The 23,964-nt window shown below is 72.4% G+C and carries 19 protein-coding genes and 1 tRNA gene; 3 read left to right on the forward strand and 17 right to left on the reverse strand.

What is annotated here, in order from left to right; translation table 11 throughout:
- Positions 1 to 186: 186 nt before the first annotated feature.
- From HNR12_RS05040 to polA, 11 genes are all read right to left on the reverse strand, one after another.
- On the reverse strand, positions 187 to 1,185 hold the full coding sequence (locus HNR12_RS05040) for a site-specific tyrosine recombinase XerD (RefSeq protein WP_179770414.1): 999 nt from the start codon (positions 1,183 to 1,185) through the stop codon (positions 187 to 189).
- Positions 1,186 to 1,377: 192 nt separating this feature from the next.
- Positions 1,378 to 2,022, reverse strand: a complete 645-nt coding sequence (locus tag HNR12_RS05045) for an NUDIX domain-containing protein (RefSeq protein ID WP_179766398.1) — start codon at positions 2,020 to 2,022, stop codon at positions 1,378 to 1,380.
- On the reverse strand, positions 2,019 to 3,668 hold the full coding sequence (locus tag HNR12_RS05050; RefSeq protein WP_179766399.1) for a CTP synthase: 1,650 nt from the start codon (positions 3,666 to 3,668) through the stop codon (positions 2,019 to 2,021). Before HNR12_RS05050 ends, HNR12_RS05045 begins: the two co-directional genes overlap by 4 nt.
- A 178-nt stretch (positions 3,669 to 3,846) precedes the next feature.
- Positions 3,847 to 4,749, reverse strand: a complete 903-nt coding sequence (locus HNR12_RS05055; protein ID WP_179766400.1) for a hydroxymethylglutaryl-CoA lyase — start codon at positions 4,747 to 4,749, stop codon at positions 3,847 to 3,849.
- 87 nt (positions 4,750 to 4,836) lie between these two features.
- Positions 4,837 to 5,832 (reverse strand): GNAT family N-acetyltransferase, encoded by a 996-nt coding sequence (locus tag HNR12_RS05060; protein WP_179766401.1) that lies wholly within the window; start codon positions 5,830 to 5,832, stop codon positions 4,837 to 4,839.
- A 555-nt stretch (positions 5,833 to 6,387) separates the two neighbouring features.
- Positions 6,388 to 8,484, reverse strand: coding sequence for an excinuclease ABC subunit UvrB (gene uvrB, locus HNR12_RS05065; RefSeq protein WP_308118660.1), 2,097 nt, complete (start codon positions 8,482 to 8,484; stop codon positions 6,388 to 6,390).
- Positions 8,485 to 8,579: 95 nt separating this feature from the next.
- Positions 8,580 to 9,173: a dephospho-CoA kinase gene (gene coaE, locus HNR12_RS05070; RefSeq protein ID WP_179766402.1), complete on the reverse strand. Its 594-nt coding sequence runs from the start codon at positions 9,171 to 9,173 to the stop codon at positions 8,580 to 8,582.
- 8 nt (positions 9,174 to 9,181) lie between these two features.
- Positions 9,182 to 9,697 carry a GNAT family N-acetyltransferase gene (locus tag HNR12_RS05075; protein ID WP_179766403.1) on the reverse strand — a complete coding sequence of 172 codons (516 nt, stop codon included), beginning with the start codon at positions 9,695 to 9,697 and terminating at the stop codon, positions 9,182 to 9,184.
- A 111-nt stretch (positions 9,698 to 9,808) separates the two neighbouring features.
- Entirely contained in the window at positions 9,809 to 11,290 is a 1,482-nt protein-coding gene (gene rpsA, locus HNR12_RS05080; RefSeq protein WP_179766404.1) for a 30S ribosomal protein S1, read from the reverse strand.
- Positions 11,291 to 11,710: 420 nt separating this feature from the next.
- Positions 11,711 to 12,175 carry an alternative ribosome rescue aminoacyl-tRNA hydrolase ArfB gene (gene arfB / locus HNR12_RS05085; RefSeq protein ID WP_179766405.1) on the reverse strand — a complete coding sequence of 155 codons (465 nt, stop codon included), beginning with the start codon at positions 12,173 to 12,175 and terminating at the stop codon, positions 11,711 to 11,713.
- A 116-nt stretch (positions 12,176 to 12,291) separates the two neighbouring features.
- The gene (polA, locus tag HNR12_RS05090) at positions 12,292 to 14,958 is read right to left on the reverse strand and encodes a DNA polymerase I (protein ID WP_246425311.1); all 2,667 of its coding nucleotides are present in this window, start codon (positions 14,956 to 14,958) and stop codon (positions 12,292 to 12,294) included.
- Positions 14,959 to 15,200: 242 nt separating this feature from the next.
- On the opposite strand from polA, the gene HNR12_RS05095 reads away from it, so the two are divergent.
- Both HNR12_RS05095 and HNR12_RS05100 read left to right on the forward strand, forming a co-directional pair.
- Positions 15,201 to 15,617, forward strand: coding sequence for a PaaI family thioesterase (locus HNR12_RS05095; protein WP_179766406.1), 417 nt, complete (start codon positions 15,201 to 15,203; stop codon positions 15,615 to 15,617).
- Positions 15,618 to 15,993: 376 nt separating this feature from the next.
- A complete protein-coding gene (locus tag HNR12_RS05100; protein WP_179766407.1) occupies positions 15,994 to 17,241 on the forward strand; it encodes an ABC transporter substrate-binding protein in 1,248 nt (415 codons plus the stop codon).
- Between the two features lie 436 nt (positions 17,242 to 17,677).
- Here HNR12_RS05100 and HNR12_RS05105 read toward each other — a convergent pair whose 3' ends face one another.
- From HNR12_RS05105 to HNR12_RS05125, 5 genes are all read right to left on the reverse strand, one after another.
- Positions 17,678 to 18,508, reverse strand: coding sequence for an ABC transporter ATP-binding protein (locus HNR12_RS05105; protein WP_179770417.1), 831 nt, complete (start codon positions 18,506 to 18,508; stop codon positions 17,678 to 17,680).
- Positions 18,509 to 18,690: 182 nt separating this feature from the next.
- Positions 18,691 to 19,584, reverse strand: a complete 894-nt coding sequence (locus HNR12_RS05110) for an ABC transporter ATP-binding protein (protein WP_179766408.1) — start codon at positions 19,582 to 19,584, stop codon at positions 18,691 to 18,693.
- A complete protein-coding gene (locus HNR12_RS05115) occupies positions 19,574 to 20,572 on the reverse strand; it encodes a branched-chain amino acid ABC transporter permease (RefSeq protein ID WP_179766409.1) in 999 nt (332 codons plus the stop codon). The genes HNR12_RS05110 and HNR12_RS05115 overlap by 11 nt, the downstream gene beginning before the upstream one ends.
- 12 nt (positions 20,573 to 20,584) lie before the next feature.
- A complete protein-coding gene (locus HNR12_RS05120; protein WP_179766410.1) occupies positions 20,585 to 22,045 on the reverse strand; it encodes a branched-chain amino acid ABC transporter permease in 1,461 nt (486 codons plus the stop codon).
- 396 nt (positions 22,046 to 22,441) lie between these two features.
- The gene (locus tag HNR12_RS05125; RefSeq protein WP_179770418.1) at positions 22,442 to 23,011 is read right to left on the reverse strand and encodes an ANTAR domain-containing response regulator; all 570 of its coding nucleotides are present in this window, start codon (positions 23,009 to 23,011) and stop codon (positions 22,442 to 22,444) included.
- A gap of 150 nt (positions 23,012 to 23,161) precedes the next feature.
- On the opposite strand from HNR12_RS05125, the gene HNR12_RS05130 reads away from it, so the two are divergent.
- Positions 23,162 to 23,235, forward strand: a tRNA-Leu gene (locus tag HNR12_RS05130).
- Positions 23,236 to 23,348: 113 nt separating this feature from the next.
- Here the strand turns inward: HNR12_RS05130 and HNR12_RS05135 are convergent.
- Complete coding sequence (locus tag HNR12_RS05135) at positions 23,349 to 23,954, reverse strand: TetR/AcrR family transcriptional regulator (protein WP_179766411.1); 606 nt, start codon at positions 23,952 to 23,954, stop codon at positions 23,349 to 23,351.
- Between the last annotated feature and the right edge of the window lie 10 nt (positions 23,955 to 23,964).

Raw genomic sequence — 23,964 nt, forward strand, 5'->3', positions numbered from 1 at the left:
CGCCGGGCGGTTGGGCGCCCCGCGCGGCCGGCCGTCGGAAAAACTCAATATGTCGACAGCGACCAACCGTCGTGCGGCGACTCTAGAACGACGGCACGCAATGATTCAACGCGACACTCTACGGCCTCGCCCGCGGGTAGCGGGCCGGTTCGCGGCGGCGGCGGCGCCGGACGGCCGGCGGCGGGGTCACGTGGCGGCGTTGGCCCGGGGGTGGCTGGCCGCGTACACCTCGCGCAGGCGGTCCACGGTCACCATCGTGTAGACCTGGGTGGTGGTCACCGAGGCGTGCCCCAGCAGCTCCTGCACCACGCGGACGTCGGCGCCGCCGTCGAGCAGGTGGGTGGCGAAGGAGTGCCGCAGCGTGTGCGGCGAGATGTCGGTGAGCCCGGCGCGTTCGGCCGCGGCCCGCAGCACCGACCACGCCCCCTGGCGGGTCAGCCGCCCGCCGCGGGCGTTGAGGAAGAGCGCGGGCACGCCCCGGCCCGACGCCGCCAGCACCGGGCGGGCCCGCACCAGGTAGGACTCCACCGCGCCGCGCGCGAACCGGCCGATCGGCACCAGCCGCTCCTTGCCGCCCTTGCCGCGGAACCGCACCACGCTGACCTCGCCCGAGCCCGCCTCCCCGGCGCTGACCCGGGTGAGGTCGTCGACGTCCAGGCCCACGGCCTCGGAGATCCGCGCGCCGGTGCCGTAGAGGAGTTCGAGCAGGGCGCGGTCGCGGGCGGCGCGGGGGTCGCCCTCGGCCGGGACCGCGCCCAGCAGGGACTCGATGGTGTCCAGCGAGACCGCCTTGGGCAGCCGACGCGGCGGCGCGGGCGGGCGCACGCCCCCGGCGGGGTCGGCGGCGGTGATCCCCTCGCGCAGGGCGAACCGGTGCAGCCCGCGCACCGCCACCACGGCGCGGCCGGCGGAGTTGGTGCCCAGGGGCGGGTGGTCGGGGTCGCCTTCGCGCAGGCGGCGCAGGAACTCGGTGACGTCGGACTCGGTGACGCCGTCGAGCGCGGTGACACCGCGCGCGGCAAGGAACGCGAGGTAGCGGTTGAGGTCGCGGCGGTAGGAGGACAGGGTGTTGTCGGCCAGGCCGCGTTCGACGGCGAGGTGGTCGAGGTAGCCGCGCACCACCGAGACCAGCGCGGCACCGGGCTGCCGCGCAGGGGACTCGTGCCGCTCGGCCGCTGTCACGATCACCGTCTTCCGCCGCTGGGGAGGTCAACGCGGCCGATCATGCCACACGGCGCCGACATTCGCCGGGCGACACGGCGATATGCGCGCAAGCCTCCCCAAGCATCCCCAAGCACTCCCAGGTAGCCCGCAATGCGGACAACCCGTCCGCGCTCGCGCCCCGCGCGGCGGGGCGCGAGCGCGGGGCGCGGTCGCTCAGTCGGCGTCGGGAGCCGGCCGCAGGTCGGCGAACCCGGCGCGGGCGGCCGCGGCGGCGGCCAGCACCCCGATCACCGCGGCGCCGTTGTGCACGCGCCCGGCGAGCACGGCGGCCTCGGCCTCGGCCAGCGGGACCCAGGCGGCGGCCAGGTCGGCCTCCTCGTGCTCGCGGGTGAAGGCGACCTCCGCCTCGTCCAGCGCGTGCAGCCCGCGTCCCAGGAACACCTGGATGCGCTCGCTGGAGAACCCGGGCGAGGGGAAGAAGTCGGCCAGCTCATACCAGCGCTCGGCGCGGTAGCCGGCCTCCTCGGCCAGCTCGCGCTGGGCGGTGCGCACCGGCGGCTCGCCCTCCTCGTCGCGCACGCCGGCGGGCAGCTCCCACAGCCGGTGCCGCACGGCGTGCCGGTACTGCCGGATCATCAGCACGCGGTCGTGGTCGTCCAGGGCGAGCGCGGCGACGGCGCCGGGGTGTTCCAGCCGCTCACGCGGCACGGTCTCGTGCCCGCCGCCGGCGGCGGGCATGCGCACCCAGTCGACCACCGTGGAGGTCTTGGCGCCCCGGTAGACCTCGCTGGTCCGGTCGACCGGCCAGGACTCCGGGCTGTCGGCGAGCGCGGCGGCGCCGGGGCCGGCGGCGCTCATGCGCGGCCGACCGCGGCGGAGCGCTCCAGGGCGGCCGAGACGAGCCCGTGGAACAGCGGGTGGGCCCGGGTGGGGCGCGACCGCAGCTCGGGGTGGGCCTGGGTGGCGATGAAGAACGGATGCTGCTCGCGCGGCAGCTCCACGTACTCCACCAGGCGGCCGTCGGGCGAGAGCCCGGAGAACACCAGGCCGGCCTCTGCCAGCTGGTCGCGGTAGGCGTTGCTCACCTCGTAGCGGTGGCGGTGCCGCTCGGAGACCTGGGCGCGGCCGTACAGCTCGCGCGCCAGGGAGCCCTCGGCGAGGTCGGCGGGGTACAGGCCCAGCCGCATGGTGCCGCCCATGTCGCGCTCGCCGGCGACCACGTCGGTCTGGTCGGCCATGGTCGCGATGACGGCGTGCTTGGCCTTGTCGTCGAACTCGGCGCTGTTGGCGCCCTCCAGGCCCACGACGTTGCGCGCGTACTCGATCACCATGCACTGCAGGCCCAGGCAGATGCCCAGCAGCGGGATGCGGTTCTGGCGGGCGTAGCGGATGGCACCGAGCTTGCCCTCGATCCCGCGCACGCCGAACCCGCCGGGGATCAGCACGCCGTCGACGCCCGACAGCTCCCGCTCGGCCCCCGCCTCGGTGGCGCAGTCGTCGCTGGCCACCCAGCGCAGGTCCACGCGGGTGTTCTCGGCGAACCCGCCGGCGCGCAGCGCCTCGGTCACCGACAGGTAGGCGTCGGGCAGGTCGATGTACTTGCCCACCAGGGCGATGGTGACCTCGTGGGCGGGCTGGTGCACGCGGCGCAGCAGGTCGTCCCACTCGGTCCAGTCGACGTCGCGGAAGGCCAGGCCCAGGCGGCGCACGACGTAGGCGTCCAGGCCCTCGCGGTGCAGCACCTTGGGGATGTCGTAGATCGAGGGGGCGTCGGGCGTGGAGACCACACCGCCCTCGTCCACGTCGCACATCAGGCTGATCTTGCTCTTGAGGCTCTGCGGGATGGGCCGGTCGGCGCGGCACACGATCGCGTCGGCCTGGATGCCGATGTTGCGCAGGGCGGCCACCGAGTGCTGGGTGGGCTTGGTCTTCAGCTCGCCCGAGGGGCCGAGGAAGGGCAGCAGCGACACGTGCAGGAAGAAGCAGTTGTCGCGGCCGATCTCGTGCCGGATCTGGCGGACCGCCTCAAGGAAGGGCTGGGACTCGATGTCGCCGACCGTGCCGCCGATCTCGGTGATGACGATGTCGACGTCGGCGGACTCCATGGCGTAGATCCGCGCCTTGATCTCGTTGGTGATGTGCGGGATCACCTGCACGGTGTCGCCGAGGTAGGCGCCCTGGCGCTCCTTGGCGATCACGCTGGAGTAGACCTGGCCGGTGGTGACGTTGGCCGACGCCGACAGCTCGGTGTCGAGGAAGCGCTCGTAGTGGCCGATGTCGAGGTCGGTCTCGGCCCCGTCGTCGGTGACGAACACCTCGCCGTGCTGGAACGGGTTCATCGTTCCCGGGTCGACGTTGAGGTAGGGGTCGAGCTTCTGCATGGTGACCCGCAGGCCGCGCGACTTCAGCAGCCGCCCGAGGCTGGAGGCGGTCAGGCCCTTTCCGAGACTGGAGGCGACACCGCCAGTGACGAAGAGGTGTTTGGTGCTCGCGGCGGATGCCAAATGATGCTCCCGTGGTCGTGAGGCGACGGCCGTCCCGCTTTCGATCGGACGTCCGTGCGGTGCCCGGTGCCGCGGTCAGGCTGGTCGTCGGCGACCTCGGACTCCACGGGCCACCAGGATAACAGTGCCGGGCACCTGGGCCGATACACGCCCCGGACGCGGCCCGCCGGGCGCGACCTCAGTCGGGGAACCCGCCGGCGCGCCCCAGGAGCGCCGTGGGCGGCTTGCCCAGCAGCGACCCCAGCCAGGTGCCCGTTCGGGCGGTGGCGGCGGAGTCGACGCCCGTGGCGACCCCGCTGCGGTCCAGCAGGTACACGAGGTCCTCGGTGGCGATGTTGCCGGTCGCGCCGGGCGCGAACGGGCAGCCGCCGAACCCGCCGACACTGGCGTCGAGCACGTCCACGCCGTGCTCCAGGGCGGCGTGGGCGTTGGCGTAGCCGGTGTTGCGGGTGTTGTGGAAATGGCAGCGCAGCCGCACGCCCGGCGCCGCCGCGCGCACCCGCGCGAGCAGGTCGGCGACCTGGCGGGGCACGCCCACGCCGATGGTGTCGGCGACGGCGATCTCGACGGCCCCGGCCTCGGCGGCCGCACGGGCGACGGCGGCCACGCGCCCGGGGTCGGTCTCGCCCTCGAAGGGGCAGCCGAAGGCCGTGGAGACGGTGGCGCTGACGGGGGTGCCGGCCTCGGCGGCGGCCGCGGCGATGTCGGCGAAGGCGGCGGTCATCTCCTCGACGGTGGTGCCCTGGTTGCGCCGGCAGAACTCGTCGGTGGCGGGGATGGCGACGTTGACCTCGTCCACCCCGGCGGCCAGCGCGCGGTCCAGTCCCCTGCGGTTGAGGACCAGGCCGATGTAGGAGACGCCCGGGGTGCGCGGGACCGCCGCCATGACCTCCTCGGCCCCGGCCATCTGCGGCACCCGGCGCGGGTTGACGAAGCTCACGGCCTCGATGCGGCGCGCGCCGGCCTCGACCAGCCGCCGGATCAGCTCGACCTTGTCCGCCACCGACAGGGGCGTGTCCTCGTTCTGCAGGCCGTCGCGCGGCCCGACCTCGACGATCTCCACCCGCTCCGCCGCCGCCATGCCGTCCGCCCTTCGTCGCGCGCCCGCGGCGCCGCCCGGCACGGCGGCGCCTTTTGCGCCCAGGGTAGTGCGGCGGGGCCCGCGCGGTCAGCGCAGGGCGAGTGCGGGGCGGACCTCCCAGGTGGTCCACACCGGGCGGTAGCCCATGCGGTTCCAGAAGGGGCCCGACAGCGGGTTGAGCATGGCGTAGTTGAGCAGCGTGACCTGCACGTTGTGGGTGTCCAGCGCCTGGTGGGCGTGGCTGACCAGGGCGGTGCCGATGCCGCGGCCGCGCTCCTCCTCGGCCACGACGCCGTAGCCGATGTGGGCGGCGGGCGCGCTGCGCACCAGCGGCGCGGCCCAGCGGGCGCGGTCGGGCGGGGAGACCCAGATCAGGCCGACGGGGCGGCCGCGGCGCTCGGCCAGCCAGATCCACGACGGCGAGCGCGCCAGCGACCGGGCGGCCACGCCGCGGGTCTGCTCGGCGGTCTCGGGCTGGACGAACACGCCGCCGAAGTGCTCCTCGTAGCGGTGCTCCTCCATGAGGAGGCTGACGATCTGGGTGAGGTCCTGGGAGTCGGCCAGCCGGATGGTGACGTCGCGGGGCGGCAGCGAGGGCGGCACGCCGCGGCGCCGCTCGCGGGCGGCCAGCACGCTGTAGGGCTGCAGGCCGTGCCACTGCAGCGCGGAGACGGCGCTGACGTCGCGCGCCGGCCAGGTCAGCAGGGCGGCCGACTCCGACCCGGTGCCGGTGGGCAGCTGCTGCAGCTGGTCGCGCCAGCTCGACAGCAGGGAGTCCAGGGCCCGGCGGGGGTCGGGGCCGCCGACGACGGGAGTGAGCCAGTGCTGGTCGGGCATGCCCCAGGTGCGCCCGACCTCGCCCGGCTGGTGCCAGGTGTAGCGCATGGTGCCGGCGGCGACCGGTTCGCCGTTCTCGTCGCACACCGTCAGGAGCGGATAGGTGCTGGACCGGGGGCGCGTGGGCGCGGGCAGCAGCGGGTCGACCGCCCGCCAGCGCTGGGCCGCGGAGTTCACCAGCCGGTCGAACTCGGCACCGCTGCCGGGCAGCTCGTCATGCCGCACCCGAGCGACATAACCGCCCATCCCACCTCCCTGGCCGCGCATACCGCATACCTGCCTTCCGCCCGCCGACGCGGCGTGCCGGCGACCGATCAGCGGTCACATACCGTTGCAACACGGACACAAAGACCGTAGCGCCTTCGGCGCGCATTCGCCCGCCGACCCGGCGAGAATTCCCCGGATCGTTTTGAAATTGTCGCCGTGCAATTTCATCGGCGACAAAGCCCGGTCCGCCCTACGGTAGCCGATCGGGATCCCCTGCCACCACGGGGGTCCGGCCCCGCAGAAGGGGCGCTGAAATGCGCGGACGCGCCCGAACTCGGCGAACGCACGCGGCGTCGGCACATGCATTCGCCGGTCACCTCCAGCGCGAACGGCGCAGCGTAACCATGGCGCACCGCAATTCACTCTGCGTGTCATTCGGCGGCCGATTTCGTCATTTCCGCACTTCAGCGCGCCGGAGGGGGCGAGAGGGGAACGGAGTACTCTACCGGCCCGGGCGCGCGGCGCAAACACGCCGGCGGGGCCGGGGCCCGCCCGCCCCGGCCCCGCCGCCCGGTGACGCAGCGTCAGCCGGGGTCAGCTCACCCCGGCGGCGTCCATGCCGCGCAGCTCGCGCTTCAGCTCCTTGATCTCGTCGCGCAGCCGCGCCGCCAGCTCGAACTGGAGGTCGGCGGCGGCCTGGTGCATCTGCTCGCCGAGCTGGTCGATGAGCTGGGCCAGCTCCGCGCGCGGCATGGCGCTGACGTCCTTGGAGCGCTCCTGTCCCGCCCCGGCCAGGCCGGGCACCGGAGCCTTGGGGCTGCGGTAGCCCGAGCCGATCAGCTCCTCGGTGTCGACGTCCTCGCGCGCCAGGGAGTCGAGGATGTCGGCGATCCGCTTGCGCAGCGGCTGCGGGTCGATCCCGTGCTCCTCGTTGTAGGCCAGCTGCTTGGCGCGGCGCCGGTTGGTCTCGTCGATGGCGTTGCGCATGGAGTCGGTGATGTTGTCGGCGTACATGTGCACCTGCCCGGCGACGTTGCGGGCGGCGCGGCCGATGGTCTGGATCAGCGCGCTGGAGGAGCGCAGGAACCCCTCCTTGTCGGCGTCGAGGATGGCCACCAGGGAGACCTCGGGGAGGTCCAGGCCCTCGCGCAGGAGGTTGATGCCCACCAGGACGTCGTACTCGCCCACGCGCAGCTCGCGCAGCAGCTCCACCCGGCGCAGGGTGTCGACCTCGCTGTGCAGGTAGCGCACGCGGATGCCCAGCTCGGCGAAGTAGTCGGTGAGGTCCTCGGCCATCTTCTTGGTCAGCGTGGTGACCAGCACGCGTTCGTCGCGCTCGGCGCGCAGCCGGATCTCGTGCACGAGGTCGTCGATCTGGCCGTCGGTGGGCTTGACCACGACCTCGGGGTCGACCAGGCCGGTGGGGCGGATGACCTGCTCCACGACGTCGCCGCCGCTCTGGCGCAGCTCGTAGGGGCCGGGCGTGGCCGACAGGTACACGGTCTGCCCGATGCGCTCCACGAACTCCTCCCACTTGAGCGGGCGGTTGTCCAGCGCCGACGGCAGCCGGAACCCGTGGTCGACCAGGGTGCGCTTGCGGGAGGCGTCGCCCTCGTACATGCCGCCGATCTGGGGCACCGTGACGTGGGACTCGTCCACGACCAGCAGGAAGTCCTCGGGGAAGTAGTCCAGCAGGGTGTTGGGCGGGCTGCCGGGCGCGCGGTCGTCGAAGTGCAGGGAGTAGTTCTCGATGCCCGAGCAGGTGCCGACCTGGCGCAGCATCTCCAGGTCGTAGGTGGTGCGCATGCGCAGCCGCTGGGCCTCCAGCAGCTTGCCCTGGTTCTCCAGCTCGGTGAGGCGTTCGGCGAGTTCGGCCTCGATGCCGGCGATGGCGCGCTCCATGCGCTCGGGGCCGGCGACGTAGTGGGAGGCCGGGAAGAGGTACATGTGGTCGGCCTCGCCCAGGACCTCGCCGGTGAGGGGGTGCAGGGTGAGCAGCCGCTCGATCTCGTCGCCGAACATCTCGATGCGGATGGCGAGCTCCTCGTAGACCGGGATGATCTCGACGGTGTCGCCGCGCACGCGGAAGGTGCCCCGGGTGAACGCCATGTCGTTGCGGGTGTACTGCATCTGCACCAGCCGGCGCAGGAGGTCGTCGCGGTCGATCTCCATGCCGACCTCGAGGGCGGCCATGCGGTCGACGTACTCCTGCGGCGTGCCCAGGCCGTAGATGCACGACACCGAGGCGACCACGACGGTGTCGCGCCGGGTCAGCAGGGAGTTGGTGGCCGAGTGGCGCAGCCGCTCGACCTCGTCGTTGATCGAGGAGTCCTTCTCGATGTAGGTGTCGGTCTGGGGGACGTAGGCCTCGGGCTGGTAGTAGTCGTAGTAGGAGACGAAGTACTCCACCGCGTTGTTGGGCAGCATCTCACGCAGCTCGTTGGCGAACTGCGCGGCGAGGGTCTTGTTGGGCTGCATGACCAGGGTGGGCCGCTGCAGCTGCTCGACCATCCAGGCCACGGTGGCGGTCTTGCCGGTGCCGGTGGCGCCGAGCAGGACGGTGTCGCGGTCGCCGGCGCGGACCCGGCGGGTGAGTTCGGCGATGGCCGCGGGCTGGTCGCCCGCCGGGGTCATCTCCGAGACGACCTCGAACGGCGCCATCTTGCGCTGGATGTCGGTGACCGGCCGCACGCTGCCTCACTCCCCTCGGGACCACTGGTCCTTCCACGGTATAGCCCGGGTGCGACAACACCGGCCGCGCGCGGCGGATTCCCCGCTCCCCCGGCTCAGGCGCGGGCGCTCAGGTCGGCCCACAGCTCGGCGACCCGCCGGTCGAGGTCGGCGGGGGTGCCGGAGTTGTCGATGACGACGTCGGCGGCGGCGCGCCGCCGCTCGCGGGTGGCCTGGGCCTTGATGCGGGCGCGGACCTGGTCGGCGGGCATGCCGCGGTTGGCGACCACCCGCGCCACCTGCTCCTCCTCGGGCAGGTCGACCACCACGACCACGTCGTAGAGCGCGCCGAGGTCGTTCTCGACCAGCAGGGGGACGTCGTAGACCACGACCGCGTCGACGGGCGCGGCGGCCATCAGCTCCTCGGTGCGGGCGGCCACGCGGGGGTGCACGATGGCGTTCAGGCGGGCCAGCCGGGCGGAGTCGGAGAACACGATCTCGCCCAGGCGCGGGCGGTCGAGCCGGCCCTCGGGGGTGAGCACCTCCTCGCCGAACTCCGCGACGACCTCGGCCAGCCCGGGGGTGCCCGGCTCCACGACCTCGCGGGCGATCTGGTCGGCGTCGACCACGACCGCCCCGTGCTCGGCCAGCCGCCTGGCGACCGCGCTCTTGCCCGAGCCGATGCCCCCGGTGAGTCCCACGCGCAGCACGGCCGCCCCTAGCCGATTCCCGACGCGGCGGCGCGGCCGGGGACGGGCTTGCGGAGGTGGACCATGGTCAGGTGGTCGGCCAGGCGCTCGCGGTGGGTCTCGTGGTAGCCCAGGCCGCGGTAGAACCGCAGGTTGGCCGCGCTGTCGTGGCCGGTGGCGATGGCGAACCCGGTGACGGCGGGGAACGCCGCGGTGACGCGGTCCTCCAGCGCGGTCATCAGCGCGCGGGCGATGCCGCGGCGGCGCAGGTCGGGCGCCACGCACAGCTTGCTCACCAGGGCGACGCCCTCGGCGGCCCGGCCGCGGACCGCGCCCACGATGCGCCCCTCCAGGACCGCCTTGAGCAGCACTCCCCCGGACTCGCCGAAGCGGCGGACCTGGTCGAGGGACTCGGTGAGCGGCAGGATGAAGGGATCGCCGTAGGCCTGGGCCTCGTCGACGAAGGCCGCGCGCTGCAGGGTCCAGACCTCGCCCGCGTCCTCGGGGACGGCGTCCTCGATCGCGAGGCCGGGCGGCAGGCTCATCGCGGCTCCCCTCGTGCGGCGGCTCGGCTTCGGCGATCATAGCGAAGGGCCGCCCCCGTAGCCGGGAGCGGCCCTGGCGATTCGCGCGGTGCGCGAGCGGGCTGCGGCGGACTAGCTGTCGGAGCCGCCCGCGAGCTTCTCGCGGAGCGCCGCGAGGGCCTCGTCGGAGGCCAGCGCGCCGCCGCCGGACTCCGACTCGCCGCCGGAGCTGGGCGCGGGGGCGGGCTCGCCGTCGTAGGCGGGCTCGGCCGCGGCCTCGGCCTCAGCGGCCTGGGCCTCCTCGACCTGCTTGCGGTGCGCCTCGAAGCGGGCCTGCGCCAGGGCGTACTGGCGCTCCCACTCGTCGCGCTGGGCCTCGAAGCCTTCGAGCCACTCGCCGCTCTCGGGGTCGAAGCCCTCGGGGTACTTGTAGTTGCCGTGCTCGTCGTAGTCGGCCGCCATGCCGTAGAGCGTGGGGTCGAAGTCGACCTGGTCGGGCGACACGCTCTCGTTGGCCTGCTTCAGCGAGAGGCTGATGCGCCGGCGGTCGAGGTCGATGTCGATGATCTTGACGAAGATCTCGGTGCCGACCTGGACGACCTGCTCGGGGATCTCGACGTGGCGCTCGGCCAGCTCCGAGATGTGCACCAGGCCCTCGATGCCCTCCTCGACGCGGACGAAGGCGCCGAAGGGGACCAGCTTGGTGACCTTGCCGGGCACGACCTGGCCGATCTGGTGCGTGCGCGCGAACTGCTGCCAGGGGTCTTCCTGGGTGGCCTTGAGGGACAGGGAGACGCGCTCGCGCTCCATGTCGACGTCGAGGACCTCGACGGTGACCTCCTGGCCGACCTCGACGACCTCGCTGGGGTGGTCGATGTGCTTCCAGGACAGCTCCGAGACGTGCACGAGGCCGTCAACACCGCCGAGGTCGACGAAGGCGCCGAAGTTGACGATGGACGAGACCACGCCCTTGCGGATCTGGCCCTTCTGGAGGGTGTTGAGGAAGGTCTGGCGGACCTCGGACTGGGTCTGCTCCAGCCAGGCGCGCCGCGAGAGCACGACGTTGTTGCGGTTCTTGTCGAGCTCGATGATCTTGGCCTCAAGCTCGCGACCGACGTAGGGCTGGAGGTCGCGCACACGGCGCATCTCGACCAGGGAGGCCGGAAGGAAGCCCCGGAGTCCGATGTCGAGGATGAGGCCGCCCTTGACGACCTCGATCACGGTGCCGGTGACAACGCCGTCCTCTTCCTTGATCTTCTCGATCGTGCCCCAGGCGCGCTCGTACTGGGCGCGCTTCTTGGACAGGATGAGGCGGCCTTCCTTGTCCTCCTTCTGGAGGACGAGGGCCTCGACGTGGTCGCCGACGGACACGACCTCGCCTGGGTCGACGTCGTGCTTGATCGACAGTTCCCGGGACGGGATAACACCCTCGGTCTTGTAGCCGATATCGAGCAAGACCTCGTCTCGATCGACCTTAACGATGGTGCCTTCGACAATGTCACCGTCGTTGAAGTACTTGATGGTCTCGTCGATCGCTGCGAGGAAGGCTTCCTCGGACCCGATGTCGTTGACCGCTACCTGGGGTGTCGAGGTTACCTCGGTGCTGCTCGTCATGTGTGGGTGGACTCCGGATACGGACATTGGCAGAAAGGGTGCGCCGCGGAACCGCCCGGCCGCGCCGCCACCGCCGGGGCGACCCGCCCGGACGAAAGGCCCGGATGGGGTCGGTGACCCGGTGAGGTGCCGGCGGACCGCTGCGCCGACCCGAATCCCGGGGGTCGAGTATGCGATCTGGCTGTCACACCGGCACGATCTCCGAGGTCGAGTTGCGCACGCGAGTCCACAACGCTCTAGCCACAATATGAGACGGGGGCGGTCAGGTCAATCGGAATCCGGCCGACAAACCGGGTTTCGCGCATCCGCGTGATCTTACTCCCCTTCCGGCCGCGGGCGGGAACGGGGCGCCCGGAGCGCGGCGGGGGCCGCGCGCGAGCGGTGCCGGCCGGCCCGGCGGCGGGCGCCGGCGGGCGGGGGTCAGTCGTCGGCGCCGCGCCCGCGCATGCGCTTGACCTGGGATCGCCGCTTCTTGGCCGCCAGCCGCCGCTCGGCGGAACCGCGCGTGGGCCGGGTGGCGCGCCGGGCGCGGGGCTCGGGCGCGGCGGCGAGGGAGAGCCGCACCGCCAGGCGCTCCCGGGCGGTGTCGCGGTTGCGCGCCTGGGAGCGGAAGTCCTCGACCGTGACGGTGTAGACGGTCCCGACCAGGTGGCCCGCCAGGCGGCGCAGCGCGCGTTCGCGCTCCGGCGCGGACAGCGACCGGGTGGTCGCCAGGTCCAGGGAGAGCGAGACGCGGGTGTCGGAGGTGTTGACGTGCTGGCCGCCGGGTCCGCCGGAGCGGGAGAACCGCCAGACCAGCTCCTGCTCGACGAGCCGGACGCGGGGGGAGGTGCGGACCGGGTCGGCGGTCTGCGGCCGGCCCACCGGCTCCGGTGTCCTGCCCATGGTCCTCACCCCCAGGGTTCGCGTTCGTCGGCGGCCGGGCGGCGCCGTGCCGCCCGGTCGGTGCGGTCCGCCGCCCGTTCGGGTGCGGCGGTCCGCGCCGACCGGGAATTCCCGGTTCAGTGCGCGGCGTCGTGCCAGTCGCGGCCGACGCCGACGGAGACCGCCAGCGGCACACGAAGAGGATAGGCGCCGGCCATCTTGTCCGACACCAGTTTTCGCACGGGGTCGAGCTCGTCGGCGGTGACCTCCAGCACGAGTTCGTCGTGGACCTGCAGGAGCATGCGGGAGCGGTGGCCGGCCTCGCGCAGGGCGGTGTCGACGTCGAGCATGGCGACCTTGATGATGTCGGCGGCCGAGCCCTGGATGGGGGCGTTGAGCGCCATGCGTTCGGCCATGTCCCGGCGCTGGCGGTTGTCGCTGGTGAGGTCGGGCAGGTAGCGGCGGCGGCCCAGCATGGTCTCGGTGTAGCCGTCGCGCCGGGCGCGGTCGACGACCGCCTGGAGGTAGTCGCGCACCCCGCCGAACTGGACGAAGTAGTCGTCCATGAGGGCCTTGGCCTCCTTGGGCGTGATGCCCAGCTGCTGGGAGAGGCCGTACTCGCTCAGCCCGTAGGCCAGGCCGTAGTTCATGGCCTTGATGCGCGCCCGGGCCTCGCCGTCGACCTCGGTGACGTCGATGCCGAAGACGCGGGCGGCGATCTCGGCGTGGAAGTCGTGGCCGGTCTGGAACGCCTCGATGAGGGCGGTGTCCTCGGACAGGTGGGCCATGATGCGCAGCTCGATCTGGCTGTAGTCGGCGGTGAGGAGGTGCTGGTAGTCCTCGCCCACCACGAACGCGCGCCGGATGCGCCGCCCGGCGTCGGTGCGCACCGGGATGTTCTGCAGGTTGGGTTCGACCGAGCTGAGGCGGCCGGTGGCGGCCACGGTCTGGTTGTAGGTGGTGTGGATGCGGCCGTCGGCGGCGATGGTCTTGACCAGCCCCTCGACGGTGGTGCGCAGCCGGGTCTGGTCGCGGTGGCGCAGCAGGATGACCGGCAGCTCGTTGTCGGTGCGCGCGGCCAGCCAGGCCAGCGCGTCGGCGTCGGTGGTGTAGCCGGTCTTGATGCGCTTGGTCTTGGGGAGGTCGAGTTCGGTGAAGAGGATCTGCTGGAGCTGCTTGGGCGAGCCGAGGTTGAACTCGCGGCCGACCACGCGGTGCGCCTCGGCCACGGCCTGGCGCACGGCGGCGGCGAACTCCTCCTCAAGGGAGTCGAGGTAGGCGCGGTCGGCGGCGATGCCGGTGCGCTCCATGCCGGCCAGCACCCGCACCAGCGGGAGTTCGACGTCGCGCAGGAGCGCGGCGCCGCCGCGCTTGTCGAGGTCGGAGTCGAGCCCGGCGGCGAGGTCGAGGGTGGCCCGGGCCCGCACGGCGAGGTCGAGGCGCTCGGCGGCGCGGGAGTCGCCCTCGCCCTCGCCGAGGTCGAGGGCGAGCTGGCCGCCGTCGCCCTGCTGCTCGGTGAGTTCGCGGTTGAGGAAGCGCCGGCAGAGGTCGCCCAGCTCGAACTTGCGCCCGCCGGGCTGCACCAGGTAGGCGGCGAGCGCGGTGTCGCTGGTGAGGCCGCGCAGCTCCCAGCCGCGCGCCCACAGGGCCAGCAGCGGGCCCTTGGAGTCGTGCAGGGCCTTGGGGAAGCGGGGGTCGGCCAGCCAGGCGGCCAGGGCGGACTCGTCGTCGGCGCCCAGGGCGGCGGGGTCGGCGTGGAGGGCGGGGCCGTCGGGCGCGGCGACGGCCAGGCCGGTGAGTTCGCCGGTGCCCGCGCCCCAGGTGCCGGTGACGGCCAGGCCGCAGCGGGCGCCGGAGGAGGCGTGCCGCTGCAGCCAGGCGGCCACGGTGCCGGGTTCGGCCGCGGTGAGGTCGACGCTGAACTCCTCGGCGGCGACCGCGGGGGCGGCGGTCTGCTCGGCCTCGCCCAGCACGGAGAAGAGGCGGTCGCGCAGGGTGGAGGCGAACTCCAGGTTGTCGAAGAGGTCGTTGACGCCGGAGCGGTCGGCCTCGCCCATGGTGAGGTCGTGGACGCCCGCGTCGAGCCGGACGTCGGGGTCGAGGCGGTTGAGCTGCTGGTTGCGCAGGACCTGGTCGAGGTGGTCGCGGAAGCTCTGGCCGGCCTTGCCGGTGACCTCGTCGGCGTGGGCGACCAGCTCCTCGAGCGAGCCGTACTTGGCGATCCACTTGGCGGCGGTCTTGGGGCCCACCCCGGGGACGCCGGGGAGGTTGTCGGCCTTCTCGCCCACGAGCGCGGCGAGGTCGCGGTAGCGCTCGGGCGGCACGCCGTACTTCTCCTGGACCCGTTCGGGGGTCATGCGGGTGAGGTCGGAGATGCTCTTGCCGGGGTAGAGCACGGTGCAGGTGCGGTCGACCAGCTGGAAGGCGTCGCGGTCGCCGGAGGCGATGAGGACCTCCATGCCCTCCTCGCGGCCGCGGGCGGCGAGCGTGGCGATGACGTCGTCGGCCTCGTAGCCGGGGGCGGAGACGCTGGTGATGCCCACGAGCTTGAGCAGCTCCTGCACGAACTCCACCTGGGAGGGGAACTCCTGGGGGGTGTCGGCGCGCCCGGCCTTGTAGTCGGTGTAGATCTCGTCGCGGAAGGTGGGTCCGGAGAGGTCCCAGGCGACCGCGATGTGGGTGGGCCGCTCATCGCGGAGCAGCTTGATCAGCATCGAGGTGAAGCCGTAGATGGCGTTGGTGGACTGGCCCGTGCTGGTGGTGAACTTGTCGACCGGCAGGGCGAAGAACGCGCGGAACGCCATGGAGTGGCCGTCGAGCAGCAGCAGGCGTCCGCAATCGGACGGCGCCGCCTGCGCCGGGGACGGGCCGTTCTGACCGGGGGTCTCTTCTGTCATCGCCACAGGCAAATCCTAGGATGCCGTGCGGACATTTGCGCGCCGCTCGGCGCCCCCGGCGCCCCGCGCCGCCGGGGGCGCCCGGCGGCGCGGGGCGCCGGCGGGCCGCGGACGGCGCGGGCCGGGGCGATCGCAGAACGGGAGAGGCGATGTCGATCGACGCCGAGAAGCTGAACGCGATGATCAACGCCAACACGGCGGCCGGGGACCTCGGCCGGCGCATGGGCCTTGAGGTGCTGGAGGCGTCGGCCGACCGGGTGGTGGGCCGGATGCCGGTGGAGGGCAACACCCAGCCCTACGGGCTCCTCCACGGCGGCGCCTCGTGCGTGCTGGCGGAGTCGCTGGGCTCGATCGGCTCGATGATCCACGCCGGCGAGGGGCGGGTGGCCATGGGCGTCGAGATCAACGCGACCCACCATCGCAGCGCGACCTCCGGGCACATCACCGGTGTGGCCACGCCGGTGCACAAGGGCCGCACCCTGGCCACGTGGGACATCGCCATCACCGACGACGAGGGCCGGCGCGTGTGCACCTCGCGGCTGACCTGCCTGATGCGCGACGCCTGAGCGCCGCCCGGACGCGAAGCGGCCCCGCTCCCCACTGGGGGGCGGGGCCGCTTCGCGTCCGGGGGCCGATCGGGGGCCGGAGGGTCCCACCGGGGCGGGGCGCCTGGGGCGCCGCACACATTGCGTGGTCACCAACCGCGATTCCGCGGCGGCGGATCGTGAGAAATGCCGCTGATCAGCGCATTTCACCTCAGATGTTGACTACGGAGCGATAACGGCATGAATCCGACTCAGCAGCGACATGAGAAGCGATCTACCGGAAGGTGAACCCTTGTGATTAAGCTCCGCTAACGCCCTTGGTTAAGCGCGATCACCCTCGCCGCGGCCAGTGCGTGGAGCCCCTGCGCTATCCAGCCGGTTGAACGGAGACACCTCGATGCCAAGAAAGAAGGCCCTCAGCCTCATCGCTGCGGCCTCGGCCCTCACCCTTGGGTTGACCGCCTGCGGAGGCGGCGGAGGAGAGGACGGAGGCGGCGAGAACGAGCCGCTGCAGTACGGCTACGTCCTTCCGGAGACGGGTGACCTCTCCCACCTGGGCCCGCCCCAGATCAGCGCGGCGCAGTACGCGCGCGAGCAGATCAACAGCGCCGGCGGCGTCCTCGGCGCGGAGCTGCCCGAGATGCTCACCGGCGACGAGGCCAACGACGCGGCGCAGGCCACCGAGGCCGCCAGCCGCCTGATCGACCAGGACGCCGACGTCATCATCGGCGCCGCCGCCTCCGGCATGACCCAGGCCATCATGGACACGGTCACCAGCGCCGAGGTCGTGGAGTGCTCCGGCTCCAACACCGCCCCGGGCCTGGCCGAGGAGGACGAGAGCGGGTTCTACTGGCGGACCGCCCCCAGCGACCTCATGCAGGGCCCGGTGCTCGCGCAGAAGATCGCCGCCGACGGCCACCAGAGCGTCGCGATCACCTACCGCGCCGACGACTACGGCGAGGGCCTGGCCAACGCCACCGCCGACGCGCTGGAGCAGAACGGCATCGAGGTGACGTTCAACGAGGGCTACGACCCCAACGCCTCCAACTTCGACTCCGTGATCAACGGCATCGCCGACGCCGAGCCCGACGCGGTCGTCATCGTCGCCTTCGAGGAGGGCGTGCAGGTCGTCACCGGCCTGATCGAGGCCGGGGTCAGCGCCGACCAGATGTACGGCACCGACGGCCTGAACGACGAGACCCTCGCCGAGAAGGTCGACGCCGAGGACCCGGGCACGGTCTCCGGCTTCCAGGGCACCGCCCCCGACAACGGCGGGGACGACTTCATCGACGACCTCACGTCCTTCGACAGCGACCTGGAGGTCTTCCAGTTCTCCGGCCAGGTCTACGACTGCGTGATCGTCACGGCGCTGGCGGCCGAGCAGGCCGAGAGCACCGACCCCGCGGTCTTCGTGGAGGAGATCGCGGCGGTGTCCAAGGGGGGCACCGAGTGCACCACCTTCGAGGAGTGCCGCGACCTGATCGCCGACGGCGAGGACATCGACTACCAGGGCGTCAGCGGTCCGCTCGACTTCAACGACACCGGTGACGTCACCTCGGCGACGTTCCAGATCTACGGCTTCGACGACGAGGGCGTCCACAGCAAGCAGGACGAGATCACCGTCGACGCGGAGTCCGGCGAGTAGGAGCCGGCGCGCCTGACCGCCGCCTCCGCTCCGCCGCGCGGCGGAGCGGAGGCGGCGGGCCCACCACCCCACCCCATCCCCCATCCCCCCAGCGGACGGCCCCGGCACCCGTGCCGGGGCCGTCCGTGTTCCGGCCGCCGGGCGCGCCCGCCCTCCGAGGGGAGGGGCGGCCGCACCGCCCCTCCCCTCTTCCCCGGCCCTCCCCGCGCCCACCGCGCCGCGCGTGCGGCCCTGTGGACCGAGGGCCGCGGGACGCGGGCCGCGGCCACCGGCCGGGGCGCCCGCGGCCCGCGCACCCGGGCACCGCTCCCGTCCTCTCCCCGCCCCTCCCCCGCCCCTTCGGCGCCCCCGGCACGCCGAAGGGGCGGCGCCCGGTTCGGGCGCCGCCCCTGTGCGGCGGTCGTCCGGGCGGCGGCGCCGCCCGGACGGGGCCGGGTCAGTCGGCCTTGGCCAGCGTCCCCAGGTACAGCTCGATCACGTTGGGGTCGTCCAGCAGCTGGCGCCCCGTGCCGGTGTAGGCGTTGCGGCCCTGGTCGAGCACGTAGCCGCGGTCGCAGATCTGCAGGCAGCGGCGGGCGTTCTGCTCCACCATGATCACCGAGACGCCCGTCTCGTTGATCTGGCGGACCCGCTGGAAGACCTCGTCCTGGAACATCGGCGACAGGCCGGCCGTGGGCTCGTCCAGCAGCAGCACCGAGGGCTCCATCATCAGCGCCCGGCCCATGGCGACCATCTGCCGCTCGCCGCCCGACAGCGCCCCGGCCTTCTGCTTGCGGCGCTGGCCCAGCAGCGGGAACAGCTCGGCCACCGCCTCCAGGCGGCGCTGGAACACCTTGGGCCGCAAGAACGCGCCCATCTCCAAATTCTCCTCGACGGTCAGCGAGGGGAACACGTTCTGCGTCTGGGGCACGTACCCCACGCCGCTGGAGACCAACTGGTGGGCGCTGCGGCGCACGATGCTCTCGCCGCGCAGCGTGATGCTGCCCGAGCGCACCGGCAGCAGCCCGAAGATGGTCTTGATCAGCGTGGACTTGCCCGCCCCGTTGGGACCGATGATCCCCACGACCTCGCCCTCGGTGAGGGTAAGCGTGCAGCCGTTGAGGATGTTGACCTCGGGGATGTAGCCGGCCTTCAGCTCGTGGGCCAGCAGCAGGTAGTCGCCGGGGTCGCCGACCCGCGGTGCCGCCTCCCCCGCGTGCTCCAGGACGTCCTCGCGGTGCTCCTGCAGCACCTCGGCCTCGGCCTTGGTCTGCGGGGGGTGGTCCAGCGGCGCGGCGGCTGTTGGGCGCGCGGCGCTGCCGGGCCGCTCGGATGCCGTCCGGGTGCCGGCCGGGGCCGGCTGCTCCGCATCCCTGCCGGTGGCGGCGCCGCCGGGCTCGGGGGCCCCGGGCGCCGGCGCGCCCGCGGCCTCGGTGCCGCCCGCGGAACCGGGCGCGGTGCCGGACTCGCTCACGGCTTCACCTCCGTCTTCGCGCCGCCGCGCGGCTCGTCGTGCTGGGTGCCCAGGTAGGCGTCGATGACCTGCTGGTCGGACCGGACGTCGGAGGGCCGGCCCTCGGCGATGACCCGGCCCTGGGCGAGGACCACGATCCAGTCGCTGATGCCCATGATCACGTCCATGTCGTGCTCGACGAAGAGCACGGTGGTGCCCTCGTCGCGCAGCGCCGTGATGTGGCCCAGCAGCGACTGCACCAGGGCGGGGTTCACCCCGGCCATGGGCTCGTCGAGCATGACCATGCTCGGGTTGACCATGAGCGCCCGCGCCATCTCCAGCAGCTTGCGCTGGCCGCCGGACAGGCTGCCGGCGATGTCGTCCTTCTTGGCGTCGAGCTTGAACCGGGCGAGCAGGTCCATGGCGCGCTCGCGGTTGGCCTCCTCCTGCCTGCGCCACATCCACCAGCCGAAGGCGCCGAAGAACCCCTCACCGACCTGGCCGGGCGCGGCCAGCAGCATGTTCTCCAGCACGGTCAGGCGGGTCAGGGCCTTGGTGAGCTGGAAGGTGCGCACCATGCCCCGGCGCGCCACCCGGTGGCCGGCCACCCCGTTGAGGGGGCGGCCCTGGAACTCCCAGGTGCCCTCGTTGGGCTTGTCGAACCCGGTGAGCAGGTTGAACAGCGTCGACTTGCCCGCGCCGTTGGGACCGATCAGCGCGGTGATGGTGCCGCGCTGGACCTCCAGGCGGTCCACGTTCACCGCGGTCAGGCCGCCGAAGGAGCGGCGGATGTTCGACGCGGTCAGGATGGGGTCCGGCTTGGCGACGCCGGGCACCGGCTCCACCGCGGCCAGCGGGTCGCCGGCCGCGCCGGGCGCGGTGCGCGTCGCTTCGTTCCCGTCACTTGACATTGACCAGCATCTCCTTGCGGTTGCCGACGAGGCCCTGTGGCCGGTAGATGATCAGCAGCATCAGCGCGATGCCCACCAGGGCGTGGCGCAGCGCACCGGAGTCGGAGGTGGCCAGGAACGGCAGCGCCCCCGAGGAGGCCAGCGAGCGCAGCGACTCGTCGAACAGCGTGAGCAGGAACCACATGATCACGGGGCCGATCACCGGGCCCCAGAGCGTGCCCACGCCGCCGAGCAGCAGCATCGCCCACAGGTAGAACGTCACCTGCGGCATGAACTGGTCGGGGGTGATGTTGCCCTGGTTGAGCGCGATGAGCACACCGGCCACGCCGCCGAACACGCCGCCCAGCACCAGGCTCTGCAGCTTGTAGGTGAAGGCGTCCTTGCCGAGGCTGCGCACGGCGTCCTCGTCCTCGCGGATGCCCTTGATGACGCGGCCCCAGGGACTGCGCATCAGCATGGCGGTCATGCCCAGCGCCAGGGCGACACACCCCCACGACACCAGCATCAGCCACAGCTCGTCGGCGGAGAAGTCGACGTCGCCGATGCCGTAGCTGCCCGGCGGGATGATGCCGAGCCGGTCGTTGAACTCGTAGAACCCGTCGGCGAAGCTCTGCCGCCCGTACACGCCGCCGGTGATGGGGCGGGCGAACTCGGCGCGGTAGAGCAGGCGCAGCACCTCGGCCACGGCGATGGTCGAGATGGCGAGGTAGTCGGCGCGCAGCCGCAGGGTGGGGATGCCCAGGATGAGGGCGAGCACCACCGAGCACAGCACGCTGACGCCGAACCCGGCCCACAGCGGCAGGCCGAAGGTGGTGACGCACACGGCCACGCCGTAGGCGCCCACGAGCATGAACCCGACCTGGCCGAAGTTGAGCAGGCCGGTGTAGCCGAAGTGCATGTTCAGGCCGATGGCCGCCAGCACGTAGATGGCCGCGATGGGCCCGATCGCCGTTTCGAGGGACAGGGCCAGGGTCATCATGATGTCCATCGTCTGTCTCCCCTAGCCGACCCGCTCGCGCCGGCCGAGGATGCCCTGCGGCCGGACCAACAACACGACGATCATGATCAGCAGTGCCCACACGTTCATCAGCTGCGCCGAGAACCACAGGGTGGACAGCTGCGCGACGAGCCCGATCGCCAGGCCGCCGACCATCGCGCCGTAGGCGGTGCCCAGACCGCCCAGGATGACGGCGGCGAACATCAGCAGCAGCAGGTGGAAGCCCATCTGCCAGTACACCGACTGGTTGAGGCCCAGGAACACCCCGCCCAGCGCCGACAGGCCGCCGCCCAGCATCCACACGTAGACGGTGACGCGGTTGACGTCGATGCCCGAGGACTCGGCGAGGTCGCGGTTGTCCGAGACCGCGCGCATGGCCTTGCCGATGCGGGTGAACTGCAGCATGCTCGCCACGCCGACCAGCACCGCCACCGACAGCACCATGATTCCCAGGTCGCGGGGGGTGATCGCGATCGGCCCCAGGGTGATCATGTCCTGGATGCGGAACTGCACGTACTTCTCGCGGTTGGCGCCGAAGGCCACCAGCAGCAGGTGGCGCAGCAGCAGGGCCACGCCGATGGTCACGATGAACATCTGGATCATCGCGACGTTGCGCCGGCGCAGCGGCCGCCACAGGAACACCTCGAGCACCCCGCCCACCGCGGCGCCGCAGACCACGGCCAGTGCCGCACCCACGATCAGCGGATTGGTGACCAGCCCCAGCACGGGCACGTCGGCGAAGGGCTCGTGGACGCCGGTGAGCAGCGACGTGCCGCTGAAGATCATGGCCATCACGGCGCCGAAGGTGACCATGTCGCCGTGGGCGAAGTTGATGAGCCGGGTGGTGCCGAAGATGAGCGACAGGCCCACCGAGGAGATCGCGATGATCAGGCCGAACAGCAGGCCGGCGACGGTCAGGCCGACGACCTGGTTGACCAGGCCGGGCCCCGCGGCCACCCCGGGGGACTCGACGACGCCCTCGCCCGCCTCGGCGCCGGAGCCGGCGGAGTCCTCACCGCCGGAGCCGCCGGAGTCCTCGGAGTCGGACTCCGCGGACTCGCTGGGCGAGGCGGCGACGTCGCCCTCCCCTTGGGGCACGAGCCGGTAGACCACGGCGAAGCGCTGGTCCGCCCGCACCTCCACGTCCCGTTCGGCTCCCGCGGGAACCTGAAGCAGGTCGAACTCTTCGGGGACGGTCTCCTCGTCGAGCACCACCTGGTAGGTGCCGGGTTCGGGCACCTCTACTTCCCAATTGCCGTCGGCGTCGGTGGTGGCGGAGCCGATCTCCTCGCCCTCCTGCGACACGGCGATGTCGATGCCTTCGACACCTTCGTCGTCGCTGTCGGGGTTGCGGATCTGGCCCCACACAGACTCACCGCCCTGGGCGTCTGCTGCTGCTGTCCCCGGGATCGCCAGGAGTGCGGCGATGACGGCGAGCAGCAGCGTCACGAGGCGTGTGCGCACGTGCGCTCCCTTGCGCATCTGACCGATTCATTATCAATGTCCTAAACCGACTGTTTTCTGGTCGGTGGCGTGAGTTTAGCCGGGTTTACTCCTGCACTTCAGCAGCCCTTAAGCCCGCGTGATGGAAACGTCACTGCTTTGTGCGCAACCGTGATGCCGCGCTGGACGGCCCGCGACCGGGGCATGGCGCAGCGTCACCCTCGGTCACCGCCCGCAGGCCGCACGGGCCGACGGGCCGCGCGGAAGCGGGGGCCGCCGCCGCGCCCCTGCCCGGCGGCAGCCCCGCGGCAGCCGCCCCGCGCGCCGCCGGATGCGCCGCGCACGCGAAAGGGCCCCGGCGCGGCGCGCCGGGGCCCGACAAGGCGAAAAGGGGTGCGGGCGGGTGTCAGCCCGGGGTCACTGCTGCTGCTCGCTCAGGGTCTCGATGACGGTCTCGGCGACCTTGCGCATGGTCAGCCGGCGGTCCATGGAGTTCTTCTGGATCCAGCGGAACGCCTCGGGTTCGCTGAGCCCGTGGCGGCTCTGCAGCAGGCCCTTGGCCCGCTCGACCAGCTTGCGGGTCTCGAGCCGGTCCTGCAGGCCCGAGACCTCGGCCTCCAGCGCCGCCAGCTCGGCGTAGCGGCTGACCGCCATCTCGATGGCCGGTACGAGGTCGGCCTTGTTGAACGGCTTGACCAGGTAGGCCATGGCGCCGGCGTCGCGCGCCCGCTCGACCAGCTCGCGCTGGGAGAACGCGGTGAGGATGACGACGGGCGCGATGCGCTCGGCGGCGATGCGCTCGGCGGCGGTCAGGCCGTCCATGACCGGCATCTTGATGTCGAGGATGACGAGGTCGGGCTTGTGCTCGGTGGCCAGCCGGATGGCGGCCTCGCCGTCGCCGGCCTCGCCCACGACCGTATAGCCGTCCTCCTCAAGCATCTCCTTGAGGTCGAGCCGGATCAGGGCCTCGTCTTCCGCGATCACCACGCGGCTCTGCGTCGTCGTCACGTACATGAGGGTACCGAGATCCGCTAGGATGCAGAGCAACGGCCACGGGAACGGAGCCAAGGCGTGACCTTGGCAGCCGCGCCGCGCGCCCCCAGGTCGGGTGCGGTACCCGTCGCCTGCGGCCGCGCGGCCCTGATACGCCAATCGGTAGAGCGAGCGAGCTCAAACCTCGTACAGTGTGGGTTCGAGTCCCACTCAGGGCACCCCGGACCTCCCGGTGCACACCCGCGGCGCTCCCCCTTCGCGCGGACCTCCACCGCCCCGCCGGACCCATCGGGCCGCGGTGCGTCTCCCACCCCGACGGCGCCGACCGGCCTCAGTCCGCGTCCGCCGGTGCGAACGTTGCGAACGCCGTGTCGAGCGCGGTCAGGATGTCGGGGGTCCCGCCCTGCTCCGCCCAGAACGAGAACGCGGCGTCGAAGCAGGTGAGCGCCGTGTGGACGAGCACGGTGGCCTGGAGTTCGTTGAGCGGCGGATGCGCGTCGACGCTCTCTGAGACGACCGGGGTCAGCAGCCGGCAGAGGTGCATCTGCCGTTCCAGGTTCCTGGCCCGCAGGGTCTCGCTGGCGTTGATGATGCGGACCAGTCGCGCCCAGCGGGCGGCCGGCGGCTGGATCTGCTCCGCCGTGGCGCGCATGAGGCGGTGCAGCGCGTCCCAGGGCCGGTACCGGCCGAGGTTCTCGGCCAGCCGGTCGCGGAGGGCCTCGCCGCCGGCGGCCGGAAGGTCGCCGAAGAGCACGTCCTCCTTGGTGCCGAAGTACCGGTAGAAGGTGCGATGGGAGATTCCTGCGGCGGCCGCGATGTCCTCGACCGTCGTGTGGTCGAAGCCGCGCTCCTCGAACAGGCGCGTCGCCGTCTCCGCCAACTCCTCGCGCAGCATTTCCCGCGCGCGCTCTCTGATGCCCACGATGGTGTCTTCCACGACTCGTAGT

This window comes from Streptomonospora nanhaiensis, from assembly GCF_013410565.1.
Classification (GTDB): Bacteria; Actinomycetota; Actinomycetes; order Streptosporangiales; family Streptosporangiaceae; genus Streptomonospora; species Streptomonospora nanhaiensis.

Coding starts and splice junctions, on each gene's coding strand:
- HNR12_RS05075 (WP_179766403.1), bottom strand. CDS start 9,697: ATGAGCCTGCCGCCCGGCCTCGCGATCGAGGACGCCGTCCCCGAGGAC.
- HNR12_RS05100 (WP_179766407.1), top strand. CDS start 15,994: ATGCCAAGAAAGAAGGCCCTCAGCCTCATCGCTGCGGCCTCGGCCCTC.
- rpsA (WP_179766404.1), bottom strand. CDS start 11,290: ATGACGAGCAGCACCGAGGTAACCTCGACACCCCAGGTAGCGGTCAAC.
- HNR12_RS05055 (WP_179766400.1), bottom strand. CDS start 4,749: ATGGCGGCGGCGGAGCGGGTGGAGATCGTCGAGGTCGGGCCGCGCGAC.
- HNR12_RS05060 (WP_179766401.1), bottom strand. CDS start 5,832: ATGGGCGGTTATGTCGCTCGGGTGCGGCATGACGAGCTGCCCGGCAGC.
- polA (WP_246425311.1), bottom strand. CDS start 14,958: ATGGCGTTCCGCGCGTTCTTCGCCCTGCCGGTCGACAAGTTCACCACC.
- HNR12_RS05095 (WP_179766406.1), top strand. CDS start 15,201: ATGTCGATCGACGCCGAGAAGCTGAACGCGATGATCAACGCCAACACG.
- arfB (WP_179766405.1), bottom strand. CDS start 12,175: ATGGGCAGGACACCGGAGCCGGTGGGCCGGCCGCAGACCGCCGACCCG.
- HNR12_RS05115 (WP_179766409.1), bottom strand. CDS start 20,572: ATGGACATCATGATGACCCTGGCCCTGTCCCTCGAAACGGCGATCGGG.
- HNR12_RS05110 (WP_179766408.1), bottom strand. CDS start 19,584: ATGTCAAGTGACGGGAACGAAGCGACGCGCACCGCGCCCGGCGCGGCC.
- HNR12_RS05045 (WP_179766398.1), bottom strand. CDS start 2,022: ATGAGCGCCGCCGGCCCCGGCGCCGCCGCGCTCGCCGACAGCCCGGAG.